Raw genomic sequence first — 12,534 nt, 5'->3', positions numbered from 1 at the left:
GCTGGCCAGAGAAGGGGGTGTCGAAGGAGACATAAGTGTGGGATGTGCCGGCCTCTTCGCGGGCAAGCCTCGCTCCTACAGTGAAGGCTGCGATCTTTTGATCTTTCTTTCACGCCGCACTGACGAACCCGCACCTAGACTTTCCCTGTAGGCCGTTTAACGGTCCGGGAGCCCGAGATGTTGCGTTGTGCAGGTGTGATTGGTTTGTCGCTGTTGATTGCGGGTTGCCAGACAACCCACGAAGATCTGATCGCCAGAGGTTATCCGCCGGCGTTTGCCGATGGTTTCGATGACGGCTGCAGCAGTGGCCGCCAAGCCGCGGGCGCCATCACCGGCGAGTTTCGCAAGAACGTGCCGCGCTATCTGAAAGACAACAACTACGCCGAAGGCTGGAGCGATGGTTTCCGACAATGCCAGGCCATGCGCGAGAGCCAGGACCGTCAGGACTATTACAACAGCCACCAGAGCGAGCGCGACAAAGCCTGGCAACAGCAAAAGGACCAGGACGCCGCCCGGGCCTATCGCTCGCCGTAAGTCGCTAATAGACATTCAGTGAAACCAAAAGCCTGCAACCATGGCCCAAACCCTATAACGGGAGGAAACCATGAGTCGCGCCTTCGTCAATGAGGATAATGCCGCCGCGCAAGCCGATCAGCCGGTCGAGCGACAGGTCAGCGCGCAGCCCAATTACGTCACGCCCGCAGGCTTTGCCCAATTGCAGGACAAGGTCGCCGAGCTGCAGTCAATGCATGCTCAACAGTCGGCGCTGGGCGATCAGGTCGACAAGCAGATGCTGGTCAATCTTGAGCGGGATCTGCGCTATTTCCTTCAGCGCCTGCAAAGCGCTCAGGTCGTGCCCCCTGCGACTTCAACCAGCAAAGTCCAGATAGGCAGTTGGGTCACCTATGCCGATGAGCACGGCACCGAGCGCCGCGTGCAACTGGTCGGTGAAGACCAGGCCGCGGCCGCTAAAGGCCTGATCAACTGGGGCTCGCCACTGGGTCGGGCGCTGCTCGGGGCACAACTCAACGATGAGGTGCTCTGGCAGCGCCCGGCCGGCGATCAGTTGATCGAGGTCATCCGCATCGAGCCGACTTAGACCACGCCCTGAGCGAGCATCGCTTCGGCAACCTTGACGAAGCCGGCGATGTTCGCGCCCTTGACGTAGTTGACCTGGCCGTTTTCCTCGCCGTAATGCACGCAAGCGTGGTGGATCGACTGCATGATCGCGTGCAGCTTGCTGTCCACTTCACCGCCGGTCCACAGCAGGCGCATGGCGTTCTGCGACATCTCCAGCCCGCTCACGGCCACGCCACCGGCATTGGACGCCTTGCCCGGAGCGAACAGGGTGCCCGCCTCGATGAACAGGTCCACCGCGTCGAGCGTGGTCGGCATGTTCGCGCCTTCGGCCACGCAGACGCAGCCGTTGCGCAGCAATGTGCGAGCGGCCTCGGCGTCCAGTTCGTTCTGGGTGGCGCATGGCAATGCGATGTCGCAACTCAGCCCCCACGGGTGCTGACCGGCGAGGAACTCCAGACCGAAACGAGCGGCCAGTTCGCGGATACGCCCGCGCTGGACGTTCTTCAGCTCCAGCACCGCCTGCCACTGCTCTTCGGTCAAACCGCTTTCGCAATACAGGGTGCCTTCGGAGTCGGACAGCGAAATCACCTTGCCACCCAGATCCATCACCTTGCGCGCCGCGTATTGCGCGACGTTGCCGGAACCGGAAATCGCCACGCGCTTGCCTTCGACGGTTTCACCGCGACGCTTGAGCATTTCCTCGGCAAAGTACACGCAACCAAAACCGGTAGCCTCAGGACGAATCAGGCTGCCGCCGTAGCTCGGGCCCTTGCCGGTCAGCACACTGGTGAACTGGTTGCTCAGGCGCTTGTACTGGCCGAACAGGAAACCGATTTCGCGAGCGCCAACGCCGATATCACCGGCCGGCACGTCAACGTCGGCACCGATGTGACGGTACAGCTCGCTCATGAAGGCCTGGCAGAAACGCATGACTTCCGCGTCGCTCTTGCCCTTCGGATCGAAGTCCGAACCGCCCTTGCCGCCACCCATGGGCAGCGAGGTCAGCGAGTTCTTGAAGGTCTGTTCGAAGGCGAGGAACTTCAGCACGCCGAGGTTCACCGAAGGATGGAAGCGCAGGCCGCCCTTGTACGGACCGATGGCGCTGTTCATCTGCACGCGGAAACCGCGGTTGACCTGCACTTTGCCGTGATCGTCGACCCAGGACACGCGGAATGTGATTGCCCGCTCCGGCTCGCAGATGCGCTCCAGGATGCCCGAGGTCAGGTAGTGCGGGTTGGCCTCCAGAAACGGCCACAGACTGCGCAGAACTTCTTCTACGGCCTGATGGAATTCAGGCTGGTCAGGGTCGCGTTGCTTGAGGCGGGCGAGGAAGGATTCGACGGATTCGATCATGGAAAAGTCTCGGCAAATTTATTGTCGTTGGAAAATTTGAGCCGGACTTTAACAAAGGATTCACGCACTGGAACAGCGCAGAATGTCGCATTGATGAAATTAAATGGTGCACAGGATATAAATCGAGTGGGCTTTTTGCTGGTTTTTGCACCAGAAAAGGGATTCACATTTCGGGTTTTGCACCATCCGTGACGGCCTCTTCGCGAGCAAGCCCGCTCCCACAGTGACCGGGTATGTCGATGGATTTCCTGTGACTGATATTTCTGTGGGAGCGGGCTTGCTCGCGAAGGGTACGACGCGGTGCCACTGAAAAAATCCAGGCAAAAAAAACGGAGCCCGAAGGCTCCGTTCTCTTTGCAACCAACCCGAAATCAGGCCAGTTTCTTGTGCCGTACACGATGCGGCTGGGCCGCCGCTTCGCCGAGGCGCTTTTTGCGGTCAGCTTCGTATTCGGTGTAGTTGCCTTCGAAGAACACCGCTTGCGAGTCGTCTTCGTACGCCAGGATGTGCGTAGCCACACGGTCCAGGAACCACCGATCGTGGGAGATCACAATGGCGGCGCCCGGGAAGTCCAGCAGGGCTTCTTCCAGGGAACGCAGGGTTTCGACATCGAGGTCGTTGGACGGTTCGTCGAGCAGCAGGACGTTGCCGCCCTCCTTCAGGGTCAGCGCCAGGTGCAGACGACCGCGCTCACCACCGGACAGGTCCTTGACGAACTTCTGCTGGTCGCCGCCCTTGAAGTTGAAGCGACCGACGTAGGTACGCGACGGGATCTCGTAGTTGCCGATGCGGATCTGGTCGGAACCGTCGGAGATCTGCTGGAACACGGTCTTGCTGCCGTCCAGGTCTTCGCGGCTCTGGTCGACGCAGGCCAGTTGCACGGTTTCGCCGATTTCGATGGAGCCCGAATCCGGAGTTTCCTTGCCCATCAGCATGCGGAACAGGGTCGATTTACCGGCACCGTTACCACCGATAACGCCGACGATCGCGCCTTTTGGCATGGCGAACGACAGGTTGTCGATCAGTACACGATCGCCGTAGCCCTTGGTGACGTTCTTGAATTCGATGACCTTGTCACCCAGGCGCGGACCGGCCGGGATGTAGATCTCGTTGGTTTCGCTGCGCTTCTGGAATTCCTGCGATTGCATTTCTTCGAAGCGTTGCAGACGAGCCTTGGATTTGGACTGGCGGGCCTTGGCGCCTTTGCGCACCCACTCCAGTTCTTCCTTCATGGCTTTTTCGTGAGCCGACTGCTGCTTGGATTCCTGGGCCAGACGATCGGACTTGGCTTCCAGCCAACCCGAGTAATTGCCCTCGTAAGGAATGCCCGCACCGCGGTCCAGTTCCAGAATCCAGCCGGCGACGTTGTCCAGGAAGTAACGGTCGTGCGTGATCGCTACCACAGTGCCCGGGAAGTCGTGCAGGAAGTGCTCCAGCCAGGCGACGGAATCGGCGTCCAGGTGGTTGGTCGGTTCGTCGAGCAGCAGCATGTCAGGGGCCGACAGCAGCAGGCGGCACAGGGCCACACGACGCTTTTCACCACCGGACAGGTGTTCGACCTTGGCGTCCCACGCCGGCAGACGCAGCGCATCGGCGGCGACTTCCAGCTGGCGCTCCAGGTTGTGACCATCGCTGGCCTGCAGGATCGCTTCGAGCTTGGCCTGTTCGGCAGCCAGCTTGTCGAAGTCGGCATCCGGATCGGCGTAGGCGGCGTAGACCTCGTCCAGGCGTGCCTGGGCGTCCTTGATCACGCTGACCGCTTCCTCGACCACTTCACGCACGGTCTTGGTCGGATCAAGTTGCGGCTCTTGCGGCAGATAACCAATGTTGAGTTCCGGCATCGGACGCGCTTCGCCTTCGAACTCGGTGTCGACACCCGCCATGATCTTCAGCAGAGTGGATTTACCCGAACCATTGAGGCCGAGCACGCCGATCTTGGCGCCGGGGAAGAAAGACAGGGAGATGTTTTTCAGGATTTCCCGCTTCGGCGGCACAACTTTGCCCAGCCGATGCATGGTGAATACGTATTGAGCCATGGAGAACCTAGGGTCAGTGACTGATGAATGATGAAAGCGCAGGCGATGCCCGGGCCAGACCGTGCGCGTGGACCGCTCGATGGAGACCCAAGCGTGCGCGCTGAAAAAAGTCTGATTCTAGGAGCTGGAACGCTCCCGCGTAACCGGCAAAGCTACCTGAATGACGAGAGGCCGTCCAGCCGAGCGGGGCTGGCACTTTGCCACAACTCAAGGCATGCTAGCCGCCCTTTGGGCGTCCGGCTTATAGTGCACGTCGCGCCAGTCCAGCCCAACCGCAGGATTACAGTTTGTCCATTGCCCCTCCGCCCCTGACCACTCGTGCGCCGACAACCGCGAACGGTTCGCCCCTGCGCGGAACCCTGAAAAGCGCCCTGGCGACTCTGGTGCTGTTGCTGCTCGCGCTGATGTTCTGGCAATTGCTGGACCAGTTGCGAGAAACACAGAAAACCCAGCGTCAGTACACCATCGATTACACCGCCGACCTGGCCACCCAAGTCAGCCTGAACATGGCGCTGAATGCTCGAATCGCCCTGAACCTTCTGCCCATCGTCGAACAGCCGCAAGGCATCGAGGAACAGCAGGAGTTGCTGCGCAAGCTGCAGAAATCGCTGCCCGATCTGGTCAGCCTCGCCTTGCTCAGCCCATCGGGTGTCGTACTCGCCGACAGCGCGAGCAACAGCGAAGACGCCGACTACCTGGGCCAACTGGTGCGGCGCAGTCGTGCCCAGCCTCACTATTTCAGCAACGCCATCGACGGCTCGATCGTGCATCTGCTGCTGCATCAGGCCAGCGGCAGCGCCCGAGGCTACTGGGCCCTGCGCTTCAAGCCGACGTTTTTCTCCTCCCTGACCCAACTGGGCGATGCCGAGCACCGTCCGCAGTGGCTGGTGGAAAACCGCAACAACCATCAGATCATCAGTCGCGATGAAGCGCTGCCCCTGGTCAACCGGGGAACGCTGACCGAAGACGATCTGAACGACAGCGTGCTGACCGTGCCCCTGAGCAGCAGCGACTGGCAACTGCGCGGGCTGTTCGATCGCCAGCAGGTGCTGGAAGAACTGCTGCCGGCCTTCATCGGCAAATGCCTGCTGGGCCTGGCCTTCTCCATGCTGCCTTTTATCGTTCTGCTGAACATGCGCCGGCGCCAGAGCCAACTGCATGAAGGTCGCCGGCGTTATCAGGAGATTTTCGAAGGCACGGGCGTGGCCCTGTGTGTACTCGACATGTCCGGCCTGATGAGCGCTTTCGACAAGGCGCGCGTGCAAAGCACCGAGCAATTGCGCGAATGGCTGCAGGACGCGGAACAACGCCGACAGCTGCTGCAGGCGCTACGCGTTACCGAAGTCAACCAGATGGCGTTGCAACTGCTCAACGTCGGCTCCCGCGAACAGGCCTGGGACCTGCTGATAGAAGGCAACCCGCTGGATGGCAGCGCCATCGGCAATCAGGTGCTCGAGGCCACGCTCAATCAACAGAAGCAGCTGGAACTGGAGATCAAGCTCCAGGACGCCGCCGGCCGCGACCAGCACCTGTGGCTGGTGCTGCGCCTGCCGCAAAGCCCGGAAGACTATAAAGCGGTGATTCTGAGCATCACCGATATCACCAGCCGCAAGCTCACAGAGCTGTCGCTGCAGGAGCGTGAAGGTTTCTGGTCCGACGTGGTGCGTACCGTGCCCGATCACCTCTATGTGCAGGATGTGATCAGCCAGCGGATGATTTTCAGCAACCATCATCTGGGCCAGACCCTGGGTTACAACCGCACCGAACTGCAGCAGATGGGCGAGTATTTCTGGGAAATCCTTCTGCACCCCGACGATGCCGACTTCTACCACCGCTCGCGCCATTTGCAACGCCAGGATGGCTACAGCCAGTTGATGCAATGCCAGTTGCGCTTCCGCCACCGCAACGGTGAATGGCGGCGTTTCGACATTCGCGAACAGGCCCTGGCCCGGGACAAGCACAACCAGGTGACCCGCATCATTGGTGTCGCAAAAGACGTTACCGAGCAGATCGAAGCCAGTGAATCGCTGCGCGACAGCGAGCAGCGCTACCGGATGCTCGCCGAAAGCATCAGCGACGTGATCATCTCGACCGATAGCCGTCTGAGCCTCAACTACGTCAGCCCGTCGGTGCAGGCCGTGCTGGGCTACGACGCCGAGTGGATTTTCCAGAACGGCTGGCACTCGACCATCGCCAACCCGCAGCAGCTGACCGGCATCTACAGTCTGATGGAACGGGTCAGCAAGGCGCTGGATCAACCCGAGCAATTGGCGCTGCTGCGCAGCCAGGTGCAGACGCAATTGTTCCTGTTCGACTGCCTGCGGGCCGACGGGCGCAAGATTCCGATCGAGCTGCGACTGGTGCTGGTCTGGGACGAGCACGACGCGTTCGAAGGCGTTCTCGGGGTCGGTCGCGACGTCAGCCAGCAGCGCCGCGCGGAAAAAGACCTGCGCATGGCTGCCACGGTTTTCGAGCACTCGACCTCGGCGATCCTGATCACCGATCCGGCCGGCTACATCGTCCAGGCTAACGAAGCCTTCAGCCGTGTCAGCGGTTATGCAGTGGAACAGGTCCTCGACCAGTTGCCGAACATGCTGACCGTCGACGAGCAGCAGGAAGCCCACCTGCGATATGTGCTCAAGCAACTGAACCAGAACAGCACCTGGGAAGGCGAGGTCTGGCTCAAGCGGCGCAACGGCGAGCATTACCCGGCCTGGGTCGGGATCACTGCGGTGTTCGACGACGAAGGCGATCTGGCCAGCTACGTGTGCTTTTTCAGCGACATCAGCGAGCGCAAGGCCAGCGAGCAGCGGATTCACCGCCTGGCCTATTACGACGCCCTGACGCACCTGCCCAACCGCTCGCTGTTCCAGGACCGCCTGCACACCGCCCTGCAAGCGGCCGAACGGCAGAAGTCGTGGGTGGTGCTGATGTTCCTCGACCTCGACCGCTTCAAGCCGATCAACGACTCACTGGGCCATGCCGCGGGCGACCGCATGCTTAAGGAAATGGCGACCCGTCTGCTCGAATGCGTCGACGATGACGACACCGTGGCGCGCATGGGCGGCGACGAGTTCACGCTGCTCCTGCAACCTCGAGCCAACCGTGAAACCGCCTTGAACCGGGCGATTCACGTGGCTGAGCAAATTCTCGCCGGGCTGGTGAAGCCGTTCGTGCTCGAAGGCCGCGAGTTCTTCGTCACGGCCAGCATCGGCATCGCCCTGAGCCCGCAGGACGGCAACGAACTCAGCCAGTTGATGAAGAACGCCGACACTGCGATGTACCACGCCAAAGAACGCGGCAAGAACAACTTCCAGTTCTATCAGGCGGACATGAACGCCAGCGCCCTGGAGCGTCTGGAGCTGGAAAGCGATCTGCGTCACGCCTTGGAACAGAACGAGTTCACGCTGTTCTATCAGCCGCAGTTCAGCGGCGATGGCAAACGTTTGACCGGCGCCGAAGCCCTGCTGCGCTGGCGTCATCCGCGCCGCGGCATGGTGCCGCCGGCGGACTTCATTCCTGTGCTGGAGGAACTGGGCCTGGTGGTGGATGTGGGTGACTGGGTGATCCGCGAGGCCAGCCGCCAGCTCAAGACCTGGCATCAGGCCGAGATGCGGGTGCCGAAAGTCTCGGTGAACATCTCGGCGCGGCAGTTCTCCGATGGCCAGTTGGGCACGCGGATCGCCACCATCCTCAAGGAAACAGGCCTGCCGCCGGCGTGCCTGGAGCTGGAACTGACCGAAAGCATCCTGATGCGCGAAGTCAGCGAGGCGATGCAGATTCTCGATGGCCTGAAGAATCTCGGTCTGAGCTTGGCGGTCGACGACTTCGGCACCGGTTACTCATCGCTCAACTACCTCAAGCAGTTCCCGATCGATGTGCTGAAGATCGACCGCACCTTCGTCGATGGCCTGCCCTCGGGCGAGCAGGATGCGCAGATCGCCCGGGCGATCATCGCCATGGCCCACAGCCTGAATCTGGCGGTGATCGCCGAGGGTGTGGAAACCCAGGAACAGCTGGATTTCCTGCGCGAACACGGCTGCGACGAAGTCCAGGGCTACCTGTTCGGCCGCCCGGTGCCGGCGGACCGGTTCGAAGAGCAGTTCATCAAGGACGCGTTGTTCGAGTTCGACTGAAGGCCCTCATCGCGAGCAGGCTCGCTCCCACATTGGAAATGCGTACCCTGCTCGCGATAATGCACGCCTGAACGCCGCATATCCCCTCATGAAGCCCACTTGTCTGCGACATGACGTCCTTTCATATGCCTTCCAAAACCCGTTGGGGTAGAATGCCCCCCTTTTCCGCCCCCGATCCTTGAGGACCGCCATGTTCAGCCGTGATTTGACTATTGCCAAGTACGACGCCGATCTCTTTGCCGCCATGGAGCAAGAAGCTCAGCGCCAGGAAGAGCACATTGAGCTGATCGCTTCGGAAAACTACACCAGCCCTGCGGTGATGGAAGCTCAAGGCTCGGTACTGACCAACAAGTACGCCGAAGGCTACCCGGGCAAGCGCTACTACGGTGGTTGCGAGTACGTCGACGTCGTTGAGCAGCTGGCCATCGACCGTGCAAAAGAACTGTTCGGCGCCGATTACGCCAACGTTCAGCCGCACGCCGGTTCGCAAGCCAACAGCGCCGTTTACCTGGCCCTGCTGTCCGCTGGCGACACCATCCTGGGCATGAGCCTGGCCCACGGCGGTCACCTGACCCACGGCGCCAGCGTTTCGTCTTCGGGCAAGCTGTACAACGCCATCCAGTACGGCATCGACGCCAACGGCCTGATCGACTACGACGAAGTCGAGCGTCTGGCTGTTGAGAACAAGCCGAAAATGATCGTGGCCGGTTTCTCCGCCTACTCGCAGGTCCTGGACTTCCCACGCTTCCGCGCCATCGCTGACAAGGTCGGTGCCTACCTGTTCGTCGACATGGCCCACGTGGCTGGCCTGGTTGCCGCCGGTGTCTACCCGAACCCGGTTCCGTTCGCCGACGTCGTGACCACCACCACTCACAAGACCCTGCGCGGTCCACGTGGCGGCCTGATCCTGGCTCGCGCCAACGCCGACATCGAGAAGAAGCTGAACTCCGCGGTATTCCCGGGCGCCCAGGGCGGCCCGCTGGAGCACGTGATCGCTGCCAAGGCGATCTGCTTCAAGGAAGCGCTGCAGCCTGAGTTCAAGGCTTACCAGCAACAAGTGGTGAAAAACGCCCAGGCCATGGCCAGCGTGTTCATCGAGCGCGGTTTCGACGTGGTTTCCGGCGGTACTGAGAACCACCTGTTCCTGCTGTCGCTGATCAAGCAGGAAATCTCCGGTAAAGACGCCGACGCCGCTCTGGGCAAGGCTTTCATCACCGTGAACAAGAACTCCGTGCCAAACGACCCACGCTCCCCGTTCGTCACTTCCGGCCTGCGCTTCGGTACTCCGGCCGTGACCACTCGTGGCTTCAAGGAAGCCGAGTGCAAGGAACTGGCCGGCTGGATCTGCGACATCCTGGCTGACCTGAACAACGAAGCGGTGATCGACGCCGTTCGTGAGAAAGTCAAAGCCATCTGCAAGAAGCTGCCGGTATACGGCGCCTGATAGCAGAGCAATAAAAAATCCCGGCCCAGTGGCCGGGATTTTTTTGCCCGAAATTCGGCTATTTGCAAAACAACTTCAACGCTTTGAACAGCAACTTCAGAAACATCAATTTATTAAAACACCATCTCACTTCAACTTCATTGCTGCTAGCTTGATAAACAGCGAGGCACCAACTGCCTATAGCAACGAACTCAATCAAATGGAATTGACCCTATGAGCCACAACAAAGAACGTTCTTTTGTCGCCACTATAAGTACCAACCATGGAAACTTGCATCTACCCAGATTGACCTACGGCAAGACCATGCACATCAGAAAACTGGATTACGACGTGTGGTCATTTGAAGCCAACATGAACGCTTCTACCAATCTATGTGTAATGGGAATCGCGCCGCCCGATCAACTAAAGCTTTACTTTTATTGCATTGAAGATTACTACTCCATCTATCTTCTTACCAATGGCCTCTACCACCGTCAGGCATTGAGCAATGAAGACAAGGATTTCATTGGCGCCTTCAAGCCCGATGACGGACAAACCACCTACAACCTGCTCGACCAGCAAGGGCGAATCATTACCCTCGACCAATTCAGCAACGACAAGCCTCAGATCAGGATTCAGACCAGAGGTGGCAAAACCTTGAGCGTGCGGGGCAAAACCAGGGTCGGCGGCCTCGTCTGCACGGAGTCGCACCGCTCGGAGCCCCTGGATTTCCGACTTAATATCATCAGTCGCGGCGCGGCTTGATCATCTTGGCAAGGAGCCAATCATGAGCACGGATCGACAGAAATCGTTCATCGCGAACCTGAGCGTCGACGATAGACAACTGCATTTTCTCGAAGCCTTCAACGGCGGACCGGTCTATGTAGCGAAGCCCTTGTTCAGTGGAGGAGTTTTCACAGGACGGCCACCAAGAATAGATCACTCCCACTTCCTGGCACTTCGCACCCACACTTCAGCCGACCCCATTGACTTACTAACGATATATTTCAGGCATACCTCTCACGGCTATACCCTCTACATAAGAACGCCAGGACAATATTACGGAAAATGCCTTGGCAGTGATAAAGGCAAGATTGGCGCACTTCGCTCGGAAGAGTCATCAACATTTAACTTAATCAACAAAGACCACTGCCCGATCAACCTCGACTGCATTGAGGAAGATACGACAACCATCTTTCTACAAGTCAAGAACTCGGGATTGATTCACGCTCACAACGTCCATGATTCCGGACACACTTATATAGGGGACAAAGGTGGAACACCCTTGTCCTTCAAACTGAACATTCTTCAAAGAAACGCACCTTACATCAATCATCCTGACGAAGTCTGATGCGTCAGGTTTCAGCCTCCGGCGGGCAATGAGCGACGCTCTCGCCCGCCTCCGCCCTGCTCAATCCGCCGCGACTCTCGCGAACCCCTCACGGATCTTCTCTTCCGGCAAATCATCGGCGATGAACACGATCACGCTTTCCCGCGGCTCGCCTTCGGCCCATTCGGTATCCCAATCGAAACCGTACAGCTTCAGCACGCCCTGAAACACCATGCGGCGCGGTTCGCCCAGGATGTTCAACACGCCCTTGTAGCGCAGCAGCTGCTTGCCATGATCCTCCAGCAACTCGTTCATGAACTCGCTGAGCTTGTCGATATCCAGCGGCTTGTCGGTGCGCAGCACCAGGCTGGAAATGCGGTCGATGGAAGGCGCCGCACTGACCGGACGCAAGCTCACTCCGCCGCCCAGGTCGGCATTGAGATTGAAACCGCGCACATCGAGCATTTCCGCCAGATCGATCTTGCCGTGATCTACCACGCGAATGGGCGCGCGGCGGTTGATGCGGGTCAGGCGCTCGCTCAGGGCATTGAAAGCCGACTCGTCCACCAGGTCGCGCTTGCTCACCAGCAAACGGTCGGCGAAACCGATCTGCGCCTGGGCGATGGTTTGAGTCAGGTGCTGCTCCGCATGCGCCGCGTCCACCAGGGTGATGATGCCATCGAGGATGTAGCGCTCACGCAGCTCTTCGTCGATGAAGAAGGTTTGGGCCACCGGCGCCGGATCGGCCAGCCCGGTGCATTCGATCACCAGACGGTCGAAGGCAATTTCACCGCTGTCCAGGCGTTCGAGCAGCAGGTACAGGGCCTTGGTCAGGTCGGTGTGAATGGTGCAGCAGACGCAGCCGTTGGACAGCGTCATCACTTGCACCGGTTCTTCGCCCAACAACTGGGTGTCGATGCCGGCGTCGCTGAATTCGTTTTCGATCACGGCAATCTTCAGGCCGTGCTCGGCCTTGAGCAAATGGCGCAGCAGCGTGGTCTTGCCGGCGCCGAGGAAGCCGCTGAGGATCGTGACCGGGATGGGAGAGGACACGGTGAATCTCCTGTCGCATGAAATTTAAAGACAAACACAAAACAAATGTGGGAGCGGGCTTGCTCGCGAAGAGGGCATGTTCATCTACATATACGCTCAACAACACACCTCTTTCGCTAACAC

Annotated in this window: 9 protein-coding genes; 6 read left to right on the top strand and 3 right to left on the bottom strand. The window is 59.6% G+C overall.

Annotated elements, in window-relative coordinates; all coding sequences use genetic code 11:
• Positions 1 to 177 precede the first annotated feature (177 nt).
• Positions 178 to 534, top strand: a complete 357-nt coding sequence (locus tag ACW9JE_RS23250) for a hypothetical protein (protein WP_457434072.1) — start codon at positions 178 to 180, stop codon at positions 532 to 534.
• A 70-nt stretch (positions 535 to 604) separates the two neighbouring features.
• Positions 605 to 1,099: a GreA/GreB family elongation factor gene (locus ACW9JE_RS23245; RefSeq protein WP_457434071.1), complete on the top strand. Its 495-nt coding sequence runs from the start codon at positions 605 to 607 to the stop codon at positions 1,097 to 1,099.
• On the opposite strand, the gene gdhA is transcribed toward ACW9JE_RS23245, so the two are convergent.
• Together gdhA and ettA are read right to left on the bottom strand one after the other, a co-directional pair.
• Positions 1,096 to 2,433: an NADP-specific glutamate dehydrogenase gene (gene gdhA / locus ACW9JE_RS23240; RefSeq protein WP_457434070.1), complete on the bottom strand. Its 1,338-nt coding sequence runs from the start codon at positions 2,431 to 2,433 to the stop codon at positions 1,096 to 1,098. The two genes, ACW9JE_RS23245 and gdhA, sit on opposite strands and share 4 nt — an antisense overlap.
• A gap of 371 nt (positions 2,434 to 2,804) precedes the next feature.
• Positions 2,805 to 4,469: an energy-dependent translational throttle protein EttA gene (gene ettA, locus ACW9JE_RS23235; protein WP_175378856.1), complete on the bottom strand. Its 1,665-nt coding sequence runs from the start codon at positions 4,467 to 4,469 to the stop codon at positions 2,805 to 2,807.
• Positions 4,470 to 4,756: 287 nt separating this feature from the next.
• Here ettA and ACW9JE_RS23230 point away from each other — a divergent pair, with 287 nt between their 5' ends.
• From ACW9JE_RS23230 to ACW9JE_RS23215, 4 genes are all read left to right on the top strand, one after another.
• A complete protein-coding gene (locus tag ACW9JE_RS23230) occupies positions 4,757 to 8,605 on the top strand; it encodes a sensor domain-containing protein (protein ID WP_457434069.1) in 3,849 nt (1,282 codons plus the stop codon).
• A 190-nt stretch (positions 8,606 to 8,795) separates the two neighbouring features.
• Entirely contained in the window at positions 8,796 to 10,049 is a 1,254-nt protein-coding gene (gene glyA, locus ACW9JE_RS23225) for a serine hydroxymethyltransferase (RefSeq protein ID WP_457434068.1), read from the top strand.
• Between the two features lie 213 nt (positions 10,050 to 10,262).
• Positions 10,263 to 10,793, top strand: a complete 531-nt coding sequence (locus ACW9JE_RS23220) for a hypothetical protein (protein ID WP_457434067.1) — start codon at positions 10,263 to 10,265, stop codon at positions 10,791 to 10,793.
• 22 nt (positions 10,794 to 10,815) lie between these two features.
• On the top strand, positions 10,816 to 11,379 hold the full coding sequence (locus ACW9JE_RS23215) for a hypothetical protein (RefSeq protein ID WP_224534169.1): 564 nt from the start codon (positions 10,816 to 10,818) through the stop codon (positions 11,377 to 11,379).
• 60 nt (positions 11,380 to 11,439) lie between these two features.
• On the opposite strand, the gene yjiA is transcribed toward ACW9JE_RS23215, so the two are convergent.
• On the bottom strand, positions 11,440 to 12,411 hold the full coding sequence (yjiA, locus tag ACW9JE_RS23210; RefSeq protein WP_457434066.1) for a GTPase: 972 nt from the start codon (positions 12,409 to 12,411) through the stop codon (positions 11,440 to 11,442).
• Between the last annotated feature and the right edge of the window lie 123 nt (positions 12,412 to 12,534).

This window comes from Pseudomonas sp. SDO55104_S430 (assembly GCF_054070595.1).
The sequence above is the reverse complement of the archived record's forward strand: the minus strand, read 5'-3'. Positions and strand labels throughout refer to the sequence as shown.

Coding starts and splice junctions, on each gene's coding strand:
- ACW9JE_RS23250 (WP_457434072.1), top strand. CDS start 178: ATGTTGCGTTGTGCAGGTGTGATTGGTTTGTCGCTGTTGATTGCGGGT.
- ACW9JE_RS23245 (WP_457434071.1), top strand. CDS start 605: ATGAGTCGCGCCTTCGTCAATGAGGATAATGCCGCCGCGCAAGCCGAT.
- gdhA (WP_457434070.1), bottom strand. CDS start 2,433: ATGATCGAATCCGTCGAATCCTTCCTCGCCCGCCTCAAGCAACGCGAC.
- ettA (WP_175378856.1), bottom strand. CDS start 4,469: ATGGCTCAATACGTATTCACCATGCATCGGCTGGGCAAAGTTGTGCCG.
- glyA (WP_457434068.1), top strand. CDS start 8,796: ATGTTCAGCCGTGATTTGACTATTGCCAAGTACGACGCCGATCTCTTT.
- ACW9JE_RS23220 (WP_457434067.1), top strand. CDS start 10,263: ATGAGCCACAACAAAGAACGTTCTTTTGTCGCCACTATAAGTACCAAC.
- ACW9JE_RS23215 (WP_224534169.1), top strand. CDS start 10,816: ATGAGCACGGATCGACAGAAATCGTTCATCGCGAACCTGAGCGTCGAC.